The sequence below is a fragment of the Bacillus sp. IBL03825 genome, from assembly GCF_024712505.1.
Taxonomy (GTDB): Bacteria; Bacillota; Bacilli; order Bacillales; family Bacillaceae_G; genus Bacillus_A; species Bacillus_A wiedmannii.
Genome location: NZ_JAMXKE010000001.1, coordinates 2,755,242 through 2,779,033 on the forward strand (window position 1 = coordinate 2,755,242; position 23,792 = coordinate 2,779,033).

At 32.4% G+C, this 23,792-nt stretch carries 19 protein-coding genes and 1 pseudogene; 4 read left to right on the top strand and 16 right to left on the bottom strand.

Annotation, left to right across the window (positions count from 1 at the left end; genetic code table 11):
- Nucleotides 1-19: 19 nt before the first annotated feature.
- The 5 genes from NHG49_RS14075 to NHG49_RS14095 form a co-directional block, all read right to left on the bottom strand.
- On the bottom strand, nucleotides 20-997 hold the full coding sequence (locus NHG49_RS14075; protein ID WP_258126155.1) for a SagB/ThcOx family dehydrogenase: 978 nt from the start codon (nucleotides 995-997) through the stop codon (nucleotides 20-22).
- A gap of 781 nt (nucleotides 998-1,778) precedes the next feature.
- Entirely contained in the window at nucleotides 1,779-4,349 is a 2,571-nt protein-coding gene (gene pulA / locus NHG49_RS14080; protein ID WP_258126159.1) for a type I pullulanase, read from the bottom strand.
- 487 nt (nucleotides 4,350-4,836) lie between these two features.
- A complete protein-coding gene (locus NHG49_RS14085; RefSeq protein ID WP_088046675.1) occupies nucleotides 4,837-6,540 on the bottom strand; it encodes a M4 family metallopeptidase in 1,704 nt (567 codons plus the stop codon).
- Between the two features lie 890 nt (nucleotides 6,541-7,430).
- The gene (locus tag NHG49_RS14090) at nucleotides 7,431-9,377 is read right to left on the bottom strand and encodes a bifunctional metallophosphatase/5'-nucleotidase (protein ID WP_258126160.1); all 1,947 of its coding nucleotides are present in this window, start codon (nucleotides 9,375-9,377) and stop codon (nucleotides 7,431-7,433) included.
- Between the two features lie 586 nt (nucleotides 9,378-9,963).
- Entirely contained in the window at nucleotides 9,964-10,479 is a 516-nt protein-coding gene (locus NHG49_RS14095; protein ID WP_064475442.1) for a DinB family protein, read from the bottom strand.
- A gap of 535 nt (nucleotides 10,480-11,014) precedes the next feature.
- Between NHG49_RS14095 and secY the strand changes: the two genes are divergently transcribed.
- Complete coding sequence (gene secY / locus NHG49_RS14100; RefSeq protein WP_088046673.1) at nucleotides 11,015-12,319, top strand: preprotein translocase subunit SecY; 1,305 nt, start codon at nucleotides 11,015-11,017, stop codon at nucleotides 12,317-12,319.
- A gap of 17 nt (nucleotides 12,320-12,336) precedes the next feature.
- Here the strand turns inward: secY and NHG49_RS14105 are convergent.
- Together NHG49_RS14105 and NHG49_RS14110 are read right to left on the bottom strand one after the other, a co-directional pair.
- Nucleotides 12,337-13,207, bottom strand: a pseudogene (locus NHG49_RS14105) (DnaA N-terminal domain-containing protein).
- A gap of 135 nt (nucleotides 13,208-13,342) precedes the next feature.
- Nucleotides 13,343-14,260: a DMT family transporter gene (locus tag NHG49_RS14110; RefSeq protein ID WP_064475444.1), complete on the bottom strand. Its 918-nt coding sequence runs from the start codon at nucleotides 14,258-14,260 to the stop codon at nucleotides 13,343-13,345.
- 146 nt (nucleotides 14,261-14,406) lie between these two features.
- Here NHG49_RS14110 and pdxR point away from each other — a divergent pair, with 146 nt between their 5' ends.
- Nucleotides 14,407-15,840, top strand: coding sequence for a MocR-like pyridoxine biosynthesis transcription factor PdxR (gene pdxR, locus NHG49_RS14115; RefSeq protein WP_064475445.1), 1,434 nt, complete (start codon nucleotides 14,407-14,409; stop codon nucleotides 15,838-15,840).
- A 126-nt stretch (nucleotides 15,841-15,966) separates the two neighbouring features.
- Here pdxR and NHG49_RS14120 read toward each other — a convergent pair whose 3' ends face one another.
- Complete coding sequence (locus NHG49_RS14120; RefSeq protein ID WP_258126161.1) at nucleotides 15,967-16,893, bottom strand: NADP-dependent oxidoreductase; 927 nt, start codon at nucleotides 16,891-16,893, stop codon at nucleotides 15,967-15,969.
- A gap of 186 nt (nucleotides 16,894-17,079) precedes the next feature.
- On the opposite strand from NHG49_RS14120, the gene mleBCA reads away from it, so the two are divergent.
- A complete protein-coding gene (mleBCA, locus tag NHG49_RS14125; RefSeq protein ID WP_258126162.1) occupies nucleotides 17,080-17,934 on the top strand; it encodes a BCA family alpha/beta fold macrolide esterase in 855 nt (284 codons plus the stop codon).
- 118 nt (nucleotides 17,935-18,052) lie between these two features.
- Here mleBCA and NHG49_RS14130 read toward each other — a convergent pair whose 3' ends face one another.
- Nucleotides 18,053-18,388 (bottom strand): hypothetical protein, encoded by a 336-nt coding sequence (locus NHG49_RS14130; protein WP_064475448.1) that lies wholly within the window; start codon nucleotides 18,386-18,388, stop codon nucleotides 18,053-18,055.
- 11 nt (nucleotides 18,389-18,399) lie between these two features.
- Nucleotides 18,400-19,569, bottom strand: a complete 1,170-nt coding sequence (locus NHG49_RS14135) for a ParM/StbA family protein (protein ID WP_000025617.1) — start codon at nucleotides 19,567-19,569, stop codon at nucleotides 18,400-18,402.
- A gap of 210 nt (nucleotides 19,570-19,779) precedes the next feature.
- On the opposite strand from NHG49_RS14135, the gene NHG49_RS14140 reads away from it, so the two are divergent.
- Nucleotides 19,780-20,181 carry a hypothetical protein gene (locus tag NHG49_RS14140; protein WP_258126163.1) on the top strand — a complete coding sequence of 134 codons (402 nt, stop codon included), beginning with the start codon at nucleotides 19,780-19,782 and terminating at the stop codon, nucleotides 20,179-20,181.
- A gap of 139 nt (nucleotides 20,182-20,320) precedes the next feature.
- Here NHG49_RS14140 and NHG49_RS14145 read toward each other — a convergent pair whose 3' ends face one another.
- The 6 genes from NHG49_RS14145 to NHG49_RS14170 form a co-directional block, all read right to left on the bottom strand.
- Nucleotides 20,321-20,905: an SMI1/KNR4 family protein gene (locus NHG49_RS14145; protein ID WP_064475450.1), complete on the bottom strand. Its 585-nt coding sequence runs from the start codon at nucleotides 20,903-20,905 to the stop codon at nucleotides 20,321-20,323.
- Between the two features lie 96 nt (nucleotides 20,906-21,001).
- Nucleotides 21,002-21,430 carry a hypothetical protein gene (locus NHG49_RS14150; protein ID WP_064475451.1) on the bottom strand — a complete coding sequence of 143 codons (429 nt, stop codon included), beginning with the start codon at nucleotides 21,428-21,430 and terminating at the stop codon, nucleotides 21,002-21,004.
- 150 nt (nucleotides 21,431-21,580) lie between these two features.
- On the bottom strand, nucleotides 21,581-22,117 hold the full coding sequence (locus tag NHG49_RS14155) for a DUF1697 domain-containing protein (protein ID WP_064475452.1): 537 nt from the start codon (nucleotides 22,115-22,117) through the stop codon (nucleotides 21,581-21,583).
- Nucleotides 22,118-22,184: 67 nt separating this feature from the next.
- Nucleotides 22,185-22,643, bottom strand: coding sequence for a GNAT family N-acetyltransferase (locus NHG49_RS14160; protein WP_064475453.1), 459 nt, complete (start codon nucleotides 22,641-22,643; stop codon nucleotides 22,185-22,187).
- Nucleotides 22,644-22,837: 194 nt separating this feature from the next.
- Complete coding sequence (locus tag NHG49_RS14165; protein ID WP_064475454.1) at nucleotides 22,838-23,335, bottom strand: GNAT family N-acetyltransferase; 498 nt, start codon at nucleotides 23,333-23,335, stop codon at nucleotides 22,838-22,840.
- 26 nt (nucleotides 23,336-23,361) lie between these two features.
- A complete protein-coding gene (locus NHG49_RS14170) occupies nucleotides 23,362-23,718 on the bottom strand; it encodes a hypothetical protein (RefSeq protein WP_064475455.1) in 357 nt (118 codons plus the stop codon).
- Nucleotides 23,719-23,792 lie beyond the last annotated feature (74 nt).

The following is a 23,792-nucleotide window of genomic DNA, read 5'->3' on the forward strand; positions in this document are numbered from 1 at the left end:
CCCCTAATATTCATTTCATCTATTCGTTAATCTTCAGACCAATTTCAAGCCCATGGAGAAATACTTGATGATTATCCAAACATAAAAACTGCTGAATCTCTTCAAATTTCATATGACCAACTGAACAAACGCCTAAATTCAATGTCTCAGCCACCATATTTAAGGTAGCAGTGATAATACCAGACTCAATACAAGCAAATAAATATCCATCTGAACCGTATTTCGGGATGGAAGCGTTCGCATTATAGACCAAATAAACTGAAAAGGCAGACTGAGTAAATAAATCTTGGTTAATTAACTCATGATCACTTTTGATTACTTGATCAATATTATTTACAATCACAAGACAGTTTTTTGATGGGTTATAATAATAAAACCCAGCTTTCATACCTTCTATACGTTTGGGTTTTATATAAACAAAGATATCAATAGGGTAGAGTCCGCCTGCACTTGCGTAATGATAGTATATATTTTCTTTCCTAACCTGTTTTAGAGTTGATATGAATTGGGAAAATTCTAAAAAACTAATATGTTTTTTCATATCAAATTGGCGACAAGACCTACGTTCCTTGATTATAGTGGGTAGATCATTTGTTGTTTCAAGTTGAATTTCGGTTGACCGCACAGCATGGTGCGTTCGATTCAATTGTTCACTCATATACTTATCTAAATCTCCTTTAGAAAAGCGAATCTGGTTGCTATATGGATTTGGAAAAATCTTTTCTTGTGTGGAAAATACTTCTCTTGGCGGTAATATGTTACTTACTAACACACGATTTTTTATCATAAGCTCTATTGTTTTTTGTGTCTCTTCTACATTTCCTAAAGAAAAGCGTTCTACTAGTTCACTAATTTTCACACCTTTTTGAGTCAAAAAATAAAACTCAGGAAACCACTCAGACAGAACGCCTGTAAATCTCATTTCCCCTATCAAAACTTCATTATGCAACTTCTCCCAATGTTTAATAGGAGACCAATAATAAATTTTCTCGCTCATATAACCCTCCATAAACTTTTAACTTAATTTTTAAATACACTTTTCTAATCTACAAAAATAATTTTTAGATTCTTCCTCTTGTCTCGAAGTGATTATAAATACATGTACTTCAATAAAGCTTGAGAATAATAAAATAACTTTTTCTTCATTAAAATTTTTTATTTCATCATAAAAAATATTTTTTTATTAGACATTTCACATCCTTTCCCATAGTAATCCTATAAGGTATAAACCATTTAGAACATTGGGAATATTCGTGTATTTCCAATGTGAAATTATTGTAATGGATTGGAAAGCAGATGGATATAGTTATTAAACACAATAATATTGAGAAAGTTTTATTTGTTATAGCGATAAAATTTTCTAATGAGATTTATTACATATAGATTAAGAAAAGAATTTAATATTTTTCTTTTGAAGTTAGTGTGAAAATGCAACTTACTTTTACATACAAGTTAATTACTAACATATCGTATTTAAAATAGAGAAAAGACACCTTAAATGGTGTCTTTTCTCTATTTTAATTCCATATACTTTTTCATCTTTGCTATTTTTTAAACGATTTGTAGGAATTAATACAAAGATATCTTCTCCTCCTACTGTTACAATAGAAATAATTTCTTGTCTATTTCCTTTATTAAATTGTAATATAATTACAGTATGTGAAATTATATTAATTTAATTTTAAAAGCGAAGTGAAAATAACCGTCACTTCGCTTTTTGCATGTACAATCCTTATTACATGTACTCAATTCAGTATATACTTCCACATGACTTGCTTTTATTTAATCGGTTTCGCTGTTTTTAAAACGAATGAACTTAATGCAGGAACTTTAATTTTATTATTATGGACAACATAAAGTGTTTTACTATCTGCCTGCTTACCATCTACTAGTACTTTCCAAGGACCTTTCGATGGCAAAGTTATGTCAACGGATTCTCTATTTGCATTGTGAGCCACCATAAAGTTTTCATTTTTATTCCCATTCCCCTTTCCATCTATTGAATAAGCTATAACATTTTTGGGAGCATCTATAAATGATATATGCTTTTTAATTTGCTCAGGAGATGTCATTCGAAAAGCTGAATACTTTTGGCGTAAATCTATTAAGCCCTTCATATATTCTACCTCATTATTAAATGCTGCACGGCGCAACCAATCCATTTGGTTAATTGGATCAGGAGATTTGTAACTGTTATGATCACCATACTTCGTGCGCATAAACTCTTGTCCTGCATGTAAGAATGGAATACCTTGTGATGTTAATAAAATCGAAGAAGACAATTTGTGCATTTGTTTTCGCACTTCTTCACTGTCACCTGGATTAGTCAACTCAAGTTTGTCCCATAATGTATGATTATCATGTGCTTCCACATAAGTTAGCACTTGCTCAGGATCTTGATAAGTAGACGAATTTATATCGTAGTCAATGCCTGCCGTAATCCCTTTTTTAATGCGGTCTTCCATGTTGTCCTTTCCATTTACAAATCCATTTTCCTCCTCCTCAAATACACTACCTTTCAATCCATCTCGTATATTATCGTTAAAATGAGCAATCCCTTTCATTTTCTCCGCATTTTTTTGATTTGCTTTCAACTCAGCTGCAAGAGGTGTATTTAAATCCCACCCTTCTCCATGCAGTATAATAGAAGGATCAATTTGATTAACAGCTTTACGTATTTCATTCATCGTTTCATAATCATGAATACCCATTAAATCAAAACGGAATCCGTCTAAATTGTATTCTTTTGCCCAGTATGTCACCGAATCCACCATAAATTTTCTCATCATTTTTCGTTCTGAAGCTGTATCATTTCCTACTCCGGTTCCATTTGCAAATGTTCCATCTTCATTGTAACGGTAATAATAACCTGGAACTAACTTATGAAAATTAGATTCAGCAGCATTATACATGTGGTTATATACTACATCCATTACAACACGAAGATTATTATCATGCAGTGTTTGAATCATTTGCTTTAATTCAGTTATTCGAACAGTTGGCTCATATGGATTTGTAGAATAGGATCCTTCTGGAACATTGAAATTTTTCGGATCATATCCCCAGTTATATTGTGGTTCATTTAAACTCTCTTCATTTACTGATGCATAATCAAATATCGGTAAAAGCTGCACGTGCGTAACACCAAGATCTTTCATATGATCAAGGCCTGTTTTCACACCTTCAGGACCTCTTGTTCCTTTTTCTGTTACCCCTAAATATTTTCCTTTCTGTTTAATACCACTTTCGGGCTGAATAGAAAGATCACGTACATGCAATTCATAAATAATAGCATCTTCCGGATTTTTAAATTTTGGTTTTTTGTTTGCTTTCCATTTTTTCGGATTTGTTTCTTCTAAATCAACAACTGCACCTTTATCTCCATTTACTGCAGCAGCACGTGCATACGGATCAACTGCTTCAGTCCACTTATCACCAATTTTCACCTTATACGTATAATAGAGCCCTTTTTGGTTCCCTTTAAGTTCTGCTTTCCAAGTTCCTTTTTCACCTTGTTTCATGTTTATTTCAGTACCTATTTTATCGTTCCATTTTTTATATGTAACTAACTTCGCTTCACTCGCAGTAGGAGCCCATACACGGAACTTAGTGTGTTGCGGCGTATATATATTACCTAAATCGTTACCAGCATAATAAAATGAATGATCAAATTCCTCACTACGAATGACTTTACCGATTTCAGTATTCGTATCAGCTACGTTTTCGATTTTAACTTTGTATGTCTGTTTTAAATCAATTTTCTGCTCCGTAATTATTTTAACCTTATTAGTAACATTTCCACTGTTTATATCATAAGGACTAATATCCTTAATTTTAATGCCTTCAATTTCAATATTCCGTTCCTTAATATGAAACGGCACATTAGTCGTTACAGTAATTTCATTGAAACTATCAATAGTTGCTTTTTGAATTGATAGATCCGAAGAAGGCTTAGAGTTATATACTTTTTCATCACCAGAAAGAATCCATACTTCAGCACGACCGTCCTTTATATTTTCAATCCAACGATCGCCACCATCTTTTTCCCACTCATTCGTACGAATGATAAATCCTACACGTTCATAGTCATCATCTATATTAATCTTAGCGTACTTTCCAAATTCATCTTCACCAGTAAATTCATATGATTTACCATTCGCATTTTCTCCCCATAACCAAAGGTTCCAATCCTTTGTATTTCCAGACTGTTCTTTGTAATGAATGATAACTTCAGTTGTTTTCGAATTTGAAACTGCCTTTACACTTTGAAAAGAGAAAACAGAAGATAACATAACGATTATAGTAAGTAATAAAACTGATTTGTTAATTAATTTTTTTAACATTTGCACCACATACACCCTTTCTTTAAATAGTACGCACAATTTAATATGTTCGTACTAAATTACACTACTTAAATTAATCTAGAAATCTCTTTTATTTCACCCCCCATATTGGCAATTTTCACATATGGATTTCCATGATCTTTTTAATACGAAAACGTTTGCATTAATGTTTAAAAAAATAGATTTATTTATGTCTACATATATTTGTAAATACTAAAAGATCAGGGAAATCATTTTAAAGCAATCGTTTGTTATCGCTTTCATTCTATAGCACTTTCTATTAAGAGGTCAATATATTATTAATTTTCTGTTTTTATATACTTTAAACCTTATATATGTGTCGTAAATTCAGAAAGATAGACAACCTAATTATTGCTTATTAAGTGTATTTTCAATCATACATTGCTGTATAAAAAACAGCTACTATCTTTAAAATGACAGTAGCTGTTTTTTCATAATGTAATAATATATGAATGAAAACTATATTTCTAACTTACTTAATTTTCGCTGCATCAAATGCCTTTTGAACTGCTTGAACTTCAGCAGTATTTGCTCCATATTTATTAGTTGCCACTCGAATACATGCTGATCTCAATTCTTTGAAATTAGAAGTCATGTTTAACTCATCTGTATTTGCATAATAGAAGATATCAAACATTTTATCTTCACCAATTCCTTTAACAGTTACACCGTTATGAGTTCCACCTTTTGCAATGAGATACGCCACTTTATTAATAATACTTGAATTAAAATGAACGCCACCTTGATCCCATCCATTAAAATCGTTAAATTCACTGTAATCATCTGGATAAGGTACTCCAAGTGAAGATGGAACAGAAGCCGGGTTTTCCATATCACGGAAAACAGATCCAGTTTGTTCTCCCATCGTCCAGTTAAAGCTTCCATTATTTACGTATTTCTCAATAGATGTTCCCATAATATCAGAAAGCGCCTCATTAATCGCACCAGATTCACCGTAATATTCAAGATTAGATTCGCTAGAAGTAACTGCATGTGTAAATTCATGGCCAGCTACGTCGTATGCCTTGACGATAGGATCTCCGTATACAAGCATACTTCCATTATTCGCACTTAATGCATTCTGCCAATTTTTCGGATCATTCGTATCTCCAGAATCCCAAGCATGTACAACTGAAACTACCTTTTGTCCCTTATTATCAAAGCTATTACGCTTGTATTTATCTTTATAAAAATCAAATACTTTTGTTGCTAAGTAATGAGCACTTACTGCTTTTGGATCGTTAAATGTTGTTGAAGTACTAGTTGCTAATGTACCAGGATAATAGCTTTCTTCTTTAGTAATGTCTCTATAATTCACATCATATGTTTCAATTCCTTGCCCTCTTGTATAATCAGCAAGAGCATATTTTCCATTACCTTGTTGAGAGATTCCAAATGTACGTGATATACCTAAATCATCTTTTCCTGTTCCAGTTAATGATGTAAGATTGCTTTTTTTACTCTTCTTTAATGCTCCAACTAGTTTTTCACTTGCTTTTAAGTTAGATTCTTGTACCATATTTTTTAACATATCACCATTTTGTGCATTTACTAAATAAGTTCCAGAAACATATTTTGGTGTTGCAGCTTCAAATGTAACCTGGTATGCATTGCTAGCTTGTCCATTATTTTCATCAACAAAAATAACTTCTTTAACTTCTGGCTCAGAAATAAAATTGATATCGTTCCCGTACTTCGTATAAATATATTGTTTTGCTTCATCTTTTGATAGATTAATAGGTTTTTTCAATTCTTCTTGTTTTAAATTTTGCGCACTATCGCCTGAAATACTTTTAATAACACCGTTATTATCTACGTGTGCAGTTAATTGATGGCCATATACTTCTTTTCCTTCGTATGTTTGCTGAATACGTACAAGTGTAGTCCCATCATATGAACCACGTTTTTGAAGAACTTTATAATCTACTCCAGTTTCTCCATTTACTTGCTTTGGAGAAAGAGCTTGTTCTGTTTTCTCCTTAAGAGCATCTTTTACTACATTTTCGGGTGCCTTTTGTGACGGTTGTGTAAGTTCACCCGAACGGAACGATTCTTCCTGAATTTGAACTTGTAGTTGTTCTGTTTCCTCTGCATAACCTACTCCGTATGGTGCTACAGCTGTTAAAGCTAAGCCTGTTGTTAATGCTACCTTAGTTAATGTCTTTTTGTTTTTCATTTTTTTCACCTCGTATAATTTTTGAAATAGAAAGCTTGTACAAAGTATACTGTCTATTTCTGTCGGAAAAAAGAGAAAATACAAAATTCATGTAACATTATGCAAAATTACATATATGTGGTCGATGATATAAATAAAGAACGACACATATATGTATATTAATTTCAATAAAAAAGAGCTCTTTTAGGCGCTCATCCAATTGGTTAGTTGTCAATTATCTATATTCATTCTAATCAAAGTACCCTTACATCTAAATAACAACATAAAAACCCACTCTTTACTATTTTAAGAGTAGGTTTAATGCTATTAAAATAACAATTATTATAGGACATCTTATAATTTATATTACTTATTTAAACTTATATTTCGGACATGAAGTTGATTTAGGATAAAGATGGATCAAATGAATACTAATGACCTTGATAAACAAGAAGAAGAAAGTGCGTGTTTTGTTTTATGATATATATAGTATATAAATACTTTAGTGAGGCAGCGCATCTACAATTTAGATTTTTTAATATAATGTTGTTATGTATGTCTATAGCTGCATGGATTGTAACATTATGAGATAGCTGAAGTCTCATATGAGTTTCAGGCTTTTTTATTTTGTCAAAAATATCTTTAATTTGTCTCCCATTAAAATATAGTAAAAGACACATCTATTGCATGTTATTAGCTCAAGGTATGTTCTTTTAAAGCATATTATAAATATGCATAGTAAGAAATAAAACCAAAATTATTCAAATAAAAAATCCCCCGGATTTGTTTAATAATCCAGGGGATTTTTTATCGTTGATTCTTTATATTTCCATACCAATCACAAACTTTTTTTAGGATAATGGTATGTCCAAGTTTAATAGTTTTTTGCACGAAAGCTATCTATTTTATATTTATTTAATTATCCTACTAAGTTTTTTGTAAAATTCTCCTTTTCTTTTTACATGATTAAACTGATTTGGATTAATATTAGCTTTTTGTGAGAGTGCTACAATCTCTTCTTTTGTAATTGAATCTTTAGTATTTATAGATGCTATATTTGTATATTTTCCATCTTCAGTTTTTGGAATTTCTAAAATCCCTTTATTTACAAGATCCACTACAGCCCTATGCTCTGAAGAATGTGTATTCACGCCAGTAATTTTCCAATTATGCATAACTTTTGGTGTGTATACACCATTCTTTACCTCTTTTAAATATGTAATAGCAAGGTTACGAATGGTTCCACCAGTTTCTCCGAATGCATTCTCTTGTTTAGATGACCAAGTTTGTTCAAATTTCCGTCCCTCTAAAGCTCCCCCTTTTGCCTGAAGAGCCTCCATTCTATACGCATTCATTCCTAGCGTCATAACATCACTCATTTTGATTGGTTTATTTGTACGAATAGAACGTAAATTTGTAATTCTACTTCCATATGGTTTTGTTAAGTCAATTTCATATTTTACGCCTCCAAAGAAATCATTCGTACTGTATTTAGAAGCACGACGGGTTTTATCAAAACTAACTGTTACATCTCCGGCACGAGATGAGTTAAAGTACCCTGCCGCCCATTCCATATAGTCTTTTAAGTCTTTCCCAGTTACCTTATAGACCGTAATTTCTCCCAAAGCATATTGATAATTATACGCAATATCTTTTTTCTTAATAGGACCTACATCCAAACGAGCATTATCGTTATCAATTTGATGGGCTACTACATCTGCTTTGCTGTAGTAGAGCATGACTTCATGAAAGAAATCTGATAAAGGTGTCTCTTGAATCTGCACACTTGGAATACCCTTTATTTCATTTTCAGGAACAAGGTTTCTACCCTTTAATTGAGCGACAACAACATTTGCATCTCCTCTCGCATACTCGTGAAAAGGTGTCAGTGTGTCTTCAAGTGTGGGATCAGATACTATTGTTGTTCCATCAGTATTTTTTACAGGTATAGCGGTAGCATTTTTATTTTTTAGAACCATCTTTCCATCTTGCTTTGTAAAAGTAAGATCAATACGTGAAATATGTGTTCCATATTTATCTGGTTCAGTAATAATAACGCCATTTACAACTTCTTTTTTAACAAGTTTATGCATATGAGCTGCAAAAATAGCACTTAGTTCCGGACAAGCATTCGCAATATCTTGAACACCAGTACCTGGGATTCCATTCTCATTTTCTAGTCCCATATGCATAACCCCTACCATTACATCTACTTTACCTTCTAATTCTTTAATTGCCTTTTTTGTCTCTTCTACTGGATTTTTCACTACCAATCCATCCAAATGATCTGTCCCTTTTTCGAAATCACTAATCATTGGTGTATTCATACCAATTATCCCGACTTTAATTCCACCTTTTTCAACAATCGTATATGCAGGAAGAAAACGCTCTCCATTTTCCTTATAAATATTTCCTGCTAACGTCTTTCCCTTATATTGCTCACTAACTTTTTTCAATGTATCTAATCCAAAGTTGAATTCATGATTTCCAAATGCCCAGGCGTCATATCCCATTGTATTCATCGCTACCATCATTGGCGATTGTGGCTTATCATTGAATAATTCTACTGAGTTTCCTTGAATTGTATCCCCAGCATCTACTAATATGGTATTTAGATTTTCTTGACGTACCTTCTTTATAACCGTATAAAGCTGTGTTAAACTTCCGCTCGTATTTGCTCCATCAAGTGCATAATCCCAAGGCATAAATCTACCATGAATATCTGCAGTACCTAACAATGTAATATTAACATCAGATTCCTCAGCTTTTGAGATAGATGGCTTGACTATTACTGCTGTTCCAAGAAGTATAAAAATAACAAAATAACATAAATAGGTCTTCCATTTCATTTTTTGCATAATAACAATATTTCTCCCCTTTTTGTACTGCTATAAAGTTGCTTGAACTTTAAAAATGTAACTTATTATTCGGAAAAATTCAACTGCAAAAGATAATTTTGGAGGTGGTTCTGCTGTGAAAATATAGAGAATAAAATACATATCCCCCCTAGCAGAATCGTATTTTCTTCTTCCTCTAACGTGTGAAGAGCGCTAAACCAACGGTAGATGTATATGTACTGTCAAAATTATGGACATATAACTCATTTCCGGAAATCATTATAACTTAAAGATATAGTGTGTAATGCTGGTTACATTTTCGGATTTCATTGCTAATTTATTTCCTTCTAAATAAAAATGCTGAGATCACTTCCAAAAATAATAACCCCGTTCTTCATTTAAGACGGGGTTACACTTATACAGCAATTCGGATTCAGTTTTTTTGAATGTTCGTTTCCTATTCAAGAGAAAGATCTGCTAGTTTCGTATTTTCTTCTGCTTATTGGTTGCTTTCAACTAAATTCATCATAATTTTAATCAAGACTTGTATTTTATCACTCAAACCCTTGATGCTATCCTAAATCGCTCAATAAATAGATAATAATTTTTACTTTTCAACTTCACAAAGCAATTTTACCTCTTTGATTTGTTCTATATGACGCTGTTCATGCAAATAGATTAATTCTATCCACTGATCAAGAAATAATTCTCCAAGAGCTGGATGCATCACTGATTTTTTTACCAATTTAGATTCATCTTCTATTGTACTCAGAAAACGCATCAATTCTTTTCTAGAGTCGTTTAACAAATCAACCATTTGCAGCACTTCAAATGGTTCTATACTTGGTTCAATCATTTCTGGTGCTATAAATTTTATCGATCTATCTAATACAATAGTATGAATTTCTTTACGCTCATTTTGGAAACTATCCATCTTTTTTAATCCTGACGAAATAACCGTTATAACTCTCTCATCTAATAAAACTAAGTGATGACAAATTTGTGCTATACTCCATTTATCCTTATCTGATTTTCTATTAAATTGAGCATCACTTAACAAAGTAATTTCCTCAAATAATTGATTTCTCGTTTCATAAAACTTGTCCTTTACAAATGTATTCATGTGAATTCTCCTTTCATTAGAACCTATATACTTAGATTCCTGCGTTAGAAATATTCTCTATAGAAGAAAGATTTTCCTTCACTACTATTTCATTCAAATCTTTTCTTGCTTTAATAGTTTCTCTAATTCACGACTAAATATATGAGTTTTGTCAATATCCTCGAAGATTTCCTTGAGGTTATCATGTGCTACAGCTACACCATAATACTTTCCACGGAATCCTTTCAATACAACTACATAAAACGTTCCTAATTATCAATCTAGCATTACATAAATGTAAAAAATGCCCCTATTCATTCATTTTTCATGCGTATGTATGTACATTTGTTAATTTATTCGATATATTATGTGTATTGAATGATTACGAAAAGCTTATTGGTCGCTAAAAAACACCTTATATTTTTATATCCGAGAAAACTACAAAATGTATAAAATTCCATTTGTCAAATGAATTTAATGCGGAAGGAGGTTTGTGGTTACTTCATCGGGATATAATAATCAGTTTTGAACTGATAAAAATATAGGAGGCGACATAATGTTTCGTACGATTTCAAATTTCATGAGAGTAGCTGAGATAAGAAACAAAATTCTTTTTACACTAGCGATGCTAATTGTTTTTCGAATTGGCACGTTTATTCCAGTTCCTCATACTAACGCAGAGGTATTAAAAGTACAAGATCAAGCTAACGTTTTAGGTATGCTAAACGTATTTGGCGGAGGAGCATTGCAACACTTCTCAATCTTTGCTGTAGGTATTACACCATATATTACAGCTTCCATCATAGTACAATTACTACAAATGGACGTTATACCTAAATTTTCGGAATGGGCAAAGCAAGGAGAAATGGGCCGTAAGAAATCAGCTCAATTCACTCGATACTTTACAATCATTCTCGCATTCATACAAGCCATTGGGATGTCTTATGGTTTTAATAATATAGCAGGTGGACAATTAATTACAGATCAAAGCTGGACTACATACTTATTTATTGCGACAGTTTTAACTGCAGGTACTGCATTTTTACTTTGGTTAGGTGAACAAATTACCGCTAATGGCGTTGGTAATGGTATTTCGATGATTATCTTCGCAGGACTTGTTGCGGCAATTCCAAATGTTGCGAACCAAATTTATTTGCAACAATTTCAAAATGCAGGCGATCAATTATTCATGCACATCATAAAGATGATCTTAATTGGTCTCGTAATTTTAGCGATAGTTGTTGGCGTTATTTACATTCAACAAGCTGTACGTAAAATACCGATTCAATATGCAAAAGCTGTTTCAGGAAACAATCAATACCAAGGAGCAAAAAACACTCATTTACCTCTTAAAGTAAATAGTGCTGGTGTAATTCCAGTTATCTTTGCTTCCGCATTTTTAATGACGCCGCGTACAATCGCGCAGCTCTTCCCTGATTCAAGCGTATCGCAATGGTTAGTTGCAAATCTTGATTTCGCACATCCAATTGGAATGACGCTTTATGTCGGTCTGATCGTTGCTTTCACATACTTCTACGCATTTATTCAAGTAAACCCTGAACAAATGGCTGAGAATTTGAAAAAGCAAAATGGCTATGTGCCTGGTATTCGTCCTGGTAAATCAACAGAACAATATGTAACTAAAATTTTATACCGTTTAACATTTATCGGAGCAATTTTCTTAGGGGCGATTTCAATTTTACCGCTCTTATTCACGAAAATTGCTACATTACCACCTTCTGCACAAATCGGTGGTACAAGCTTACTTATCATCGTCGGTGTAGCGCTTGAAACAATGAAGACTTTAGAAAGTCAGCTTGTAAAACGTCATTATAAAGGGTTTATCAATAAAGCGAATTAAGTAAAAAACACAGTTGGTTATTTTTCCAACTGTGTTTTTAATTCTACTACCTCTAATTTTCCCACTAATGTATCTATTACATTTTCCAACTTCACTATTTTTCCTTCTAAAGCTTGAATACGTTTATCGCTATCTTCTATATCATTACTTTTTAAATTATCAGTAGTGACTTTGAGGTGCTTCTCTAATTTGGAAATAATATTATCAATAGTTGATTTTGATTTTTCACCATTATTGCTTGCAATTGTATTTGATTTTAATTCAAATTGAAGCTCATATGTATTTCCAGTTAACTCTTTTGCTATATGCAAAATTAAATCTTTATAAGACTTTTCAAACCACTCTTGTTGGAATTCGTTTTTAAAATAAATAGTCAATGAATTTTCATTTAAACTGGCTGTAGTTTCTTTGATCCATGTTTCATATGAAGGTCTTGAAATTGTTACTTGTACTTTATCTTTTATTTGATTCCAAATTATTTTTGTTTCCTCTTGTCCGTAAGTGAGTTGCTTATTTTGCATATGATGAATTTGTGCTATTGAAGCGGCGTTTGATCCTATTTCGAACCAAATTTGATATTCTTCATTAGTAATTTTCTGTACGGTACTTGAAATTATATTTTTATACTCCCCTTCAAGTAAATCACGATGAAACGCATTTTCACAAAAAATTATTAATTTATTATCTTCTATAGTAGCATTTGTATTTCTAATCCATGTCATAAATGTGTTCTCTGCTAATTTTGGCCTTAACGCTTTCTTTACTTCATCCCAGCTATTACGTTTTTCTTTTTGAACATCTTTCCACTTAGATGGTTCGCCATTACTAGGATGGTTTTGAAATTTGCGGTCGAATTTTTTCCTTTACTTCAGTCCAGTTTATTTTCATAATAACTCCCCCTCTTTTTGTGGTTCTCTTTCATATAGCTTAATAATATTACGACTTTCCAATAAATAAAGTCAATCCGTATCATGAATAAAATTCAAGCATCCCTGTTATATACAGGGCTGCTTCTTTATACAACTACATTTCCTTCTCAAATAATTTCCCTTGTTTGAAATAGCTCCGGAGTGTGGATCGATTAGCTAAAAATACACCAACCAAAATAAAACAAGCACCTATTCCCATTGTAGGGTTTAAAGGTTCTCCTAATATGATATATCCTACAATAATAGCAATTAACGGTGATACATATAACCACGTTGACGGGAATACAGGATTCGTTTTTGATAAGAGCCAGTAATATAATCCGTGCCCACCAATTGATCCGATAAAGATGAGATATAAAATAGGCCACTGTACACTCCATGAAGCTAATACAGTTACATTCGGTTGTTCTACTATGACGGATACGATTAGTAATAAAACTCCTCCGTAAAACATTTGAATACCATTAATGAGAAATGGTGATACACTTTGTAAATCCGAAAGTATTTCTTTTGAGCGGATAGAGCCTATTCCGTAAAATAACTCTCCTATTATTAAAACAAAACAAGCGATACTCCATATGAAACTTACTTCTTGTTGCATTCCTGGTAAAGAAACAAAAACAACACCTATTAGTGCAATAATTAATGCTACGAGTTGCTCTTTTTGTAATTTTGCCTTATTTCTCTTTGCCTGTAATAATAAAATCATCATCGGCCCCGTAGCAGAAAGTACAGCAGCTAACCCTGAAGAAATATATTGTTCCGCCCAGTACAAAGTTGCGAATGTCATAAACGTTAAGCAAAAACCAGCATATATAATACGTTTTGAAAATACATGTGGCATAATTTCTTTTCGCTTTAACTTAAATATAATCATCAGAATTACGCCTGCTAACAAGAAACGAATTCCTGCTGAAAATAATGGGGGCGCTCCTGCTTCAATTCCGATTTTTATCGTTAAAAATGTTGTTCCGAAAATAATACATACTAAAATATAATTGAAAATGACCATTTTTCTTCCTCCTTTTTACTCTTAACATGAGTATAGAAGGTATGGTGTATAACAGTGTATCTATGTATATAACAGTTACTTAAAATTGTAGTTGATTCCCTTTATATTTTTCGCTTTAATAAAATAAAAACGAAAAAGGTGAAACCATGAAAATTGTCCTTCGTAAAGAATCCAACATACCGTATTACCAGCAAATATATATGCAAATCGTTGAAAGAGTACAAAGTGGCATGCTTTCACATGGTGACTCACTTCCATCTTTACGCTCTATGGCCGAAGATTTGCAGATTAGCCTATTAACTGTTCGTAAGGCATATAAGCAATTAGAAAAGAAAGAATATATACGCATTGAGCAAGGAAAAGGTGCTTATATACATAAACATGTAAAGAAAGATTTCAAACCAATTCCGTACAAATGGCAACAAACGAAAACGATTAATGTTATGCGATCTCAATATGCAATGAATCAGCACCGAAAATATTACGATTTTTCACAAGCGATTTTGTATCCACGTTTATTGCCAAATCCATTCTTAGCAGACGAAATGCATAAAATACTCAATAAAGACCAGATGATCCTAGCAACTTATGGGCCAGTACAGGGTGATTATGAACTGCGAGTTGAAATAGCAAATTACTTAAGTGAACACCAGAATTTAGTGACCGATCCATCTCAATTATTAATTACAAGCGGCGCACAACAAGGAATTGATTTAATTGCTCAAACATTATTAAAGCCTGGTGATATTGTATTAGTGGAAAGTCCTTGTTATAGTGCTGCGCTTGATATTTTCATCAATAAAGGTGCTCAAATTATACCTATTTCTCTTGATAATCATGGAGTTCGCTCCGACTTAATCGATGATATTTGTCAAAGTAAAAATCCTGTTTTATTGTATACGAATCCAACTTTCCAGAATCCAACAGGTACAGTAATGAGTAAAGAACGGAGAATGGAACTTATAGAACTAGCAGAGTTATATGAGTTTTTTATAATTGAAGATGATTCTTTCGGAGAAATATATTTTGAGGGTGCGACTGTTCCCCCTCCTATCAAAAATTTTGATATAAACGGCCACGTAATATATATAAAAGGATTTAGTAAAACGTTAGCACCAGGATTGCGTATCGCATCTCTTATTGCCGATGGGCCTATTTTTGAATGGTTATATGCTGTAAAAGGTTCAATGGATATCGGTAGTCCTTTATTAACGCAAAAAGCACTCCTTCCTTTTTTACGTGCAGAACGTATGAAAAACCATTTAGAAAAATTACGTACTGCTTTACAAATTAGACGTGATATAACGATTGACTTGTTATCACCACTTAAAGAATTACGATTTGAAATACCAAATGGTGGCTTTAATTTATGGATTACACTTCCGGATTCGATAGATCCCTTTACCTTATTACAAAAAGCAAATGAAGTAGATGTCTCTTTTTTACCAGGAACAGCTTGTCTATTAAATACCGATATAAATAATAACAAATTACGGATTAGCTATTCAATGTTAAATGAAAAAGATATGTTGATTGGTTTAGAGAAATTACATGATACAATACGAAACTGTATATTATAGAGATAACATTACATGTCCAATAATAAATACTATCCCAAAATGAAAATGTGAATTTTGGGATAGTATTTATTTCTAAGTTTTTTTCTGGTTCAAATTCACTTTCTCTACAAGCCACTATCTTCATTATCATCCGACTTTCATTACAATCTTACCTCTAACATGTTGACCTTCACTCAAAATATGAGCTTCTCTAGCCCCCTCTTCATTAAATGGCACAACTTTACTTATAATTGGTTTTATTTTTCCGTGTACAATTAAACCTGATAATTGTTCTAGTTGTTTTCCGTTTGGTTTTAGCCATAGAAATCCTGATTTTATCCCTTTTACTTTTTGAATTGGCTCATGAACAATCGAAACTAAAACACCACCAGATTTTATAATTTGAAAGCTTTTTTCTTGTACTTCGCCACCTATTGTATCTAATACAATATCGAAATCTGATAGTAATTCTTCAAATTTATCTTTTTTATAATCAATAACGAGATCTGCTCCTAAAGACTTTAAAAACTCTTCATTCTTACTACTTGCAGTTGTCGCAACAAAAGCTCCAAATGATTTTGCGATTTGGATTGCCAAACTTCCAACTCCACCAGCTCCAGCATGAATGAGTACTCGGTCATGTTCTTTTATTTTTGCGTAATCTACAAGACTTTGCCACGCTGTAAGTCCTGCCAGAGGAATAGAAGCTGCCTCTTCATAACTTAGATTAGTAGGCATATAGGATACTAAATCCGATTTTACTGTAATGAATTCAGCATAAGAGCCCTTCCCTATATTTTCAGGTTTCGTAAATACTTTATCTCCTACTTTGAAGCACTCTACCTCTTCCCCAACTTCTTCAATAACACCAGCTACATTTAACCCTAAAATAATTGGAAATGAAAATCGTAACTGTTCTTGTAAGTCTCCTTTTCTTATTTTCCAATCAACAGGATTAATAGATGTTGCGAGAATGCGTATTAATACCTCGTTATCTTTAACAACCGGTTTTAAAACTTGTCTTTCTTTTAATTCTTCAACATTACCATATTGATCTATAACAATTGCTTTCATTTCCATTCCTCCTTGCTATTTATTTTAATAACATACAAATATTTCTCAAAATTTTTTGCCTTGAATGGCTATATACTTATTTTTAGGGGTTATTGCACTATTAATTCCAAAACGAAACTTACATACACCTTAGAATCACTCAACATTGTATTTTTAATGAAATTCAAAAGAAATGGGGAGAACTCTATGACTGAAAAGATATTTAAAATAAACGGGATTGATATATGTACAGAAAGCTTTGGGAACCCTAAAAACCCAGCTATTTTATTAATTATGGGTGCTACGTGTTCAATGGTGTATTGGGATGAAGAGTTTTGTGAACAGTTGGCTAACACAGGGAAATTTGTTATTCGTTTTGATAACCGGGATGTGGGACGCTCTGTTACATATGAACCTGGAACTTCCAATTATACAGTTACAAATATGGCTGAAGATGCAATTGGGGTACTAGATGCTTATCAAATTGATAAAGCACATCTATTTGGTATGTCTTTAGGTGGTATGATAGCTCAAATTGCTGCTGTAAAATATCCTGAAAGAATATCGTCGTTAACATTACTAGCTACAAGTGTAATAGGCTCTGACGATAACGCGCGCGATTTACCCCCGATGGATGAAAGGATTTTAACACATCACGCAAATGGCACGCATTTAGATTGGACAAATGATAAAGTTGTAGCAGAATATTTAGTTTTCGGATCTCGCCTATTATGTGGATCCAAACGAACATTTGATAAAAAAAGAGTCTATACTCAAGTAAAACAAGAAATAGAACGCGCAAACAATCTATTAAGTATGTTTAATCACGCTTTACTTCAAGGTGATGATGCTTATGAAGGTGTGCTTCACTCCATACAAGCACCTACATTAGTTATTCACGGAACAGACGATACAGCGCTCCCTTTTGAACATGGTCTCGCACTTATTGATGAAATTCCTAACTCAGTCCTACTAACCCTTGATGGCGCAGGACATGAAAATCATCCTGATGACTGGGCAGACATCATTCATGCAGTTACTGAACATACATCTAAAATATAGATAAATAACGAATAGAAGGGGCACACCACAATTTGTGCCCCTTCTATTCGTTACATGTAAAAAAGCCCATCACTGTATCAGTATGTATAGTGATGGGCAATACTTATTTTTTCTATGTTTAAAAAAACGGACAATCTAATTGATCAACAGATTCCCATGATTTTTTTTTTATATTATCGGTGGATTTATTAGCTTCTAGTGGCACGTTTTTAAAGGGATTTACTTCGACCTTTAATAAAGATGATGGCTCCACGTATAATGAGAAAACATGGCTACTAGGTATAGCTTTTGACACATCAATATCTCCTACTTGTTTAAAGAGTTGCTGCGCTGCAAAGAAAAAGAAATTGGTTGGGTTTGATTGTTTATTCAGCCATGCAATCATTTCAGGTGATACTGATTTATGAATATTGATTTTTACTCGATCACCATGTTTATATCGCCTAGATCGCATACTTCCACCAACTAACTTATCGTTAAGTTTGTAAATCCTAACTCTTTTTGCTTATGCTCTCTATATTTTGGCGAACAAGTGTAGACTAATAATCCACGTGCATTTGTAAATAACGGATTATCTACAAAGATTACATTTGTTAGTCGTCCTTTTTGTTTTAAAATCATTTTTAAACTGTTTTTAATAATTACTGCGCCCCCACCATAAATAAATACGTATGGATCGTCTTTCATATCATCAATTTTGTTTATGATATCCGTTGCGACACGCGCTGCTAAACCTAATAATGCTGGCTGTGATTCTTCAACTAGTAACGCATTTCTTGGGTGCTTTTCATTTAAATAAATTTGGTTAAATTCTGTAATACTATCAATCGTCTTTGTTGGATACTTCCGGTTCCATCTTGTAATAATTTGTAGTAACGTTTCTTTCACACCGTATGATAAGCCCTTACTTAGTTGTGGTCTAAAGTTCACACCTAGTGAAACTACTTCTTCTGTCGTCCCTGCACCAATATCAAAAGACAATAAAGTTTTATCAACAAAATCAATTTCTGAAACTTGATTTTGTTCACATTCTATTTTATGTTTCACAACATTTCCTTCTTCATCATATACAATGCCCCACGTCCCAGAAGCGCCCTCAGGTAGGCATTTACAATATTCGATTGAAATATTAATTGTCACATCACGTCCGTTTGGATAATGGAACACAACTTTATGATTGCCCATATAACGTTTCGCATTTTCCGCAGCTATTTCTTGTGTAATAAGTTGCATAGGAAGAGCCACAGATAAATCATAACGAATATTAATATGACTAGAAGTTGGGCTTTGACGCATAGCACTTACCGCTAAACCAGATAGAATTGTAATAACCATTAACTCATCAGTTGACTTATTTGATTTCTTCTCAACCTCAGTACCTTTTAATTGATCTTGAATGACTTTTTCCCCAACGATATACCGCACGTTATTTAACATTAGCGATGGAGAACTAATGGTCACATCAATGTGATTTTCTAATTCAGATAATGAAACATCACTCTCATCTAACAATCCTGTAGGCTCTCCTATATATAAAGAATATATACTCGGAATAAAAATAGGGTCTTGCCCTTTCACCATTAACTTCAAACCGTTATTTCCTGCATCAGCACCAGCTTTTAATAGAATAGACATAACTACCCCCTAAATTAATCTGACATCCCTTCCAAATATATGCGAGCCCATTCTTTTACATTCAAATGTAATGTAATTTTTTATAAATCGTAAAAACAAAATACCATATTATTGCACCATTTATGTAAAAAGTATTTGACATTAAACTTTTCCAATTTTATACTATGTATGTAAAGAGTTTTTTACATCACTGGAGGTGTCATTTCTAAATTGAATCATAAAAAATTTATTTTCATAATTATCGTTTTATCATTAATTGGAGTCCTCATACATGGCGCATATAAATATGTAACGGAAGGTTCGATTTTTGGAGGGACAATATTCGCTTTTTCGTTAATACTTGGTAATTTAATTAATCAAATTACTTGGGGAGATCCAAACGGAGTATCGGAAGAAAGCAAAGATGAAATGGGACAAAAAATTAAATATAAAAGCTTTAAAATTGCTTATTTTGCACTTATATGCCTTATGTTTTTTATTGTAATATTATCAGAAGGATTTTCATTCCTATTACTCGATGAAATAAAGAATCTTCCTCTTTTTATCGCACTTTGTTCTTCGTTCTTTATTTATCCTATCGTCGAACTTATAGTCGCAAAACAATATAAATAAAAAGATGAGATTTTGTAAAGTGATAATAATGTTATTTAATTTTGATTAAAAAATATAAGAGCCTCGCTACAAATCATATTGTAGTAAGGCTCTTTAAAGTTGTTTAATTTCTAACCTTTTAAATGAGTTTGTAGACAAATTATTGGGATTCTTCTTCTAGAAAATTAAAATCACCATTAATAAGATTCTGTAAATACTCATCAAAGCTGTTTGCAATCACTTCATATTCATCAGGGTCGTGCAAAAAACGAATGATTTGACCACATACACCTTCATCAGAAGGGTTAAAATCAATATAGAGTCTTGATGTTCCACCATTGTTCATACAGTCTGAAAAATGAATATAAGTGCCAGGGAGAAGTCCTTTTGGATTTATCTTAGAATCAACAGCATCCTCGTCATCTTGGTATTCTAAAAGATAGGATACGTCTTCTTCTTCTTTTGAACTTTCGAGCATCTGCTGTGTAGAAAGCAAATAATATGGATACTCTTCAACATCTGAGCCTAAAATACATACCGCAACTTTGTTTTCTCCATATTTCCGCCAATATGTACCATCAATATTTTCAAGAAAAGAGATTAGTGATTCTGGACAATTTGGATATTCTAGCCTTAATGTATCAATATCCTCTTTTGTAGCACCGCACGCTTTATTTAGTGTTTCGAGATCATCTGTTGATAATGCTGCTCTCAAGCCGTTTAAAAATTTGTTTACCAAATCCATTACTTCGTCCTCCCAATAATAAAATATAAAAATTTTTTATTAATCTATATACCTAACATAAATAAGATTTGACTTTTAACTGTTTTCACATCTAATTTAATTTGTACCATTACACTCTATTCCTTCTCGATTAAAGTATTGTTCTAGTAATTCTTTACCTGTTTTGATTGTAGTATAGTACTCTCCACCATACAGTTTCCCTTCTGATGGATTGTGAAAATCTTCGTATTTCTTGAAGTCTTCATTTTCTTCAAATGATTTCTTTGCAAGTTCCATGTCTGTTGTTTCAATCGCACCAAAAACTCTACCAATATCAAAAACCCCTTCTTCATCAAAACTCTCTTCTAAAAAATAGTGTTTATCCTCTTCTATAGACGTTATCTTACCTTTTGTAACTGAGTATAGGTGCTTCGTTTCTTCTACTTGTACCATGATAAAAATCCAACCAACTCTTATAACTGTACATGGTGCTACCCCCTCTAATGTAAATGCAACTACCTTTTGGTCTTTCACAAATTTCCCCATCTTACATACCTCTTAATTCGTTTTATTTTATACTATAACCATTGTCTCTTAAACATTTATCTACCCTAAGTAATACGTCTCTAAGAGTTTTCTTTTCTGTAGATGTTAATCTATTGTCAATCGTATTCCAATATACTTTACCGTATTTCTTTACATCCCCTCAACTATCGCTTTTAATTTATTCACAGTCCGCCAATTTCTTACTGTAGCTGGTGTCTGTAACTTTTGAAACTGGTTCATTAATTTAGAATTTCGAATGCTATTTTTGAAAAATAAATACACAAATTTTTCATGAATATAGCAATCTTCAGTCTCATTTTTTTGCATAAGCAGCTGATCTTTTTCTTTTTCAGAAAGTTCATTTGCTAAGAAAGCAACATGTATACTCTCACCTTCTAGCAATGAATCAGCTTTATAGGGGCATCTTTTTATCATATTTATAAATTCATCATGTGTACTTAACATGACAGAAACATCAAAATCAAAAACGTTTTTAATTTCAAATTGTATTCGTTCCTTTAGAAATATTATATCTTCCTCAGATTGGAACACAATATTACCGCTTTGAATATATGTTTTTACTTGTTTTAACCCTATGGATTCAAACATTTCTTTTAAATCTGCCATTTTCATTACCTTATGCCCGCCTACATTGATTCCTCTTAGTAATGCAATATAAATTGTCATATCATTTCTCCTCGTTTAAATGTGTTTCAAAGTTGATGTAAAGATATTTAAATAAAAAGTGCTTTTGTTATAGAGCCGTTGACTTTTTAAACAAAGGTATGTACCCTCCACTAGGCCCATAAGCAACTCCAATTTTTTCCCATCCATATTTTTCATAATAGTCTTTAAGATCTGAAGTAAGATAAAGAAATTGGTACCCTCTCTTTGCAGCTTCTAGCAATCCATGATTCAACAATTTTGCTCCTACAGAATTACCCCTAAATTTTTCGTTTACAAACAAACATGCTAGCCAAGGGCTCAAATCTTGACGACTATTTAAATCATTGCGAATTAATGCATACGTTCCGATGATCTCATCATCTACTTTTGCAATGTAAAAACTCGGTATGCCATTTGGATCAGTTAAAGCATTAATCATACAATCTTCATAGAATGCGCGCCCACCTTCCTCACCCCATTCTTTCCAAAAAACATCTATGGCCTTATTAAATAAGTCATCCTTCTTTAGCAATTGAATGATTTCCATAAAGCTACGCCTCCCAAAAGTATGAATTAATGATTGTATAACTATAAAGAATAAATGTACTTCAAGTATCTATATTTTTTATGTAACTATCTATAATTTTTTTACTCTTAAATTTAGCCTATTAATATGTATTCTTTGATTGTCTACATAAAAAAACTTACTACTTTGTTATGCAAGAGTAAGTTTTTTTCTCGTTATTTCATGATAGGTAAATGCATAATAATTTGTTGACCAATTGGTCCCATTTTTCTAAAGCCTTTATTTTGGAAGCCGACTTTTTCATATAAATTTTGTGCCGGAATATTTTTTTCATTCACTGCAAGTACAACTTCATTTTTTATCGGAAAATAACGTTTTACAAACTCTTGTAATAAAGCCAATGACTTTTTAGCATATCCTTTTTTTTGTCTATCTTGATTTATAGAAAACGAAGTTAAAAGTAAAGCGTTTTCATTATTTGTGAATTCCTGTACTCTATCTCCCGTTTGCAATGCGAAAAGACCAACAGGTACCCCATTGTAATCTAAAATAACAATGACATTTTTTGTTCGATCACTTTTTGCTTTCTCCAGTAATTCACCTGGGTCTGATGTGAATTGAACTTGTTCACTTGGTAAAGTAAATGTTTGTATAATTTCTTTATATTTCTCTTTATACGGAACTAATTGAATTTCCCCTGTATGTATGTTCATGCGAAACTCTCCCATTTTTCAACATATTAACTTAAACCTTGCTGCGCTTTTGAATGCACTTTTCCATCTAAAAAGGTAATTTCAACTAATGAAGTTGGATCGCTTCCCTTCCAAGAAAAAATTTGTTTAATTTGTGTAGAATCTTCTACACCTTCTTCTATAAGTAAATTACCATCAAAACCAATTACATCTTTCACTTCTGTATAAGTCATTCCTTCATTTATGTTCGAGAAATGATTTAAATTGATAGAATCTTTCTTCTCACTTTCCAACACAGTAGAAGAAGTCGCTGTTTGTTTTTTCATTTCCTTCTTCTGTTCACACGCTGTCATACTGAAACCTAAGCATAAACTACATACTATTAATGCGCTTTTTTTCATCATAACAGTTGTCCCTCCCATCATAATTAAACCATATATTCCCTTAAAAATAAACTGAATATTAAATATTATATTGA

Coding starts and splice junctions, on each gene's coding strand:
- NHG49_RS14075 (WP_258126155.1), bottom strand. CDS start 997: ATGAGCGAGAAAATTTATTATTGGTCTCCTATTAAACATTGGGAGAAG.
- NHG49_RS14085 (WP_088046675.1), bottom strand. CDS start 6,540: ATGAAAAACAAAAAGACATTAACTAAGGTAGCATTAACAACAGGCTTA.
- NHG49_RS14090 (WP_258126160.1), bottom strand. CDS start 9,377: ATGCAAAAAATGAAATGGAAGACCTATTTATGTTATTTTGTTATTTTT.
- NHG49_RS14095 (WP_064475442.1), bottom strand. CDS start 10,479: ATGAATACATTTGTAAAGGACAAGTTTTATGAAACGAGAAATCAATTA.
- secY (WP_088046673.1), top strand. CDS start 11,015: ATGTTTCGTACGATTTCAAATTTCATGAGAGTAGCTGAGATAAGAAAC.
- NHG49_RS14110 (WP_064475444.1), bottom strand. CDS start 14,260: ATGGTCATTTTCAATTATATTTTAGTATGTATTATTTTCGGAACAACA.
- pdxR (WP_064475445.1), top strand. CDS start 14,407: ATGAAAATTGTCCTTCGTAAAGAATCCAACATACCGTATTACCAGCAA.
- NHG49_RS14120 (WP_258126161.1), bottom strand. CDS start 16,893: ATGAAAGCAATTGTTATAGATCAATATGGTAATGTTGAAGAATTAAAA.
- mleBCA (WP_258126162.1), top strand. CDS start 17,080: ATGACTGAAAAGATATTTAAAATAAACGGGATTGATATATGTACAGAA.
- NHG49_RS14130 (WP_064475448.1), bottom strand. CDS start 18,388: ATGCGATCTAGGCGATATAAACATGGTGATCGAGTAAAAATCAATATT.
- NHG49_RS14135 (WP_000025617.1), bottom strand. CDS start 19,569: ATGTCTATTCTATTAAAAGCTGGTGCTGATGCAGGAAATAACGGTTTG.
- NHG49_RS14145 (WP_064475450.1), bottom strand. CDS start 20,905: ATGGATTTGGTAAACAAATTTTTAAACGGCTTGAGAGCAGCATTATCA.
- NHG49_RS14150 (WP_064475451.1), bottom strand. CDS start 21,430: ATGGGGAAATTTGTGAAAGACCAAAAGGTAGTTGCATTTACATTAGAG.
- NHG49_RS14155 (WP_064475452.1), bottom strand. CDS start 22,117: ATGACAATTTATATTGCATTACTAAGAGGAATCAATGTAGGCGGGCAT.
- NHG49_RS14160 (WP_064475453.1), bottom strand. CDS start 22,643: ATGGAAATCATTCAATTGCTAAAGAAGGATGACTTATTTAATAAGGCC.
- NHG49_RS14165 (WP_064475454.1), bottom strand. CDS start 23,335: ATGAACATACATACAGGGGAAATTCAATTAGTTCCGTATAAAGAGAAA.
- NHG49_RS14170 (WP_064475455.1), bottom strand. CDS start 23,718: ATGATGAAAAAAAGCGCATTAATAGTATGTAGTTTATGCTTAGGTTTC.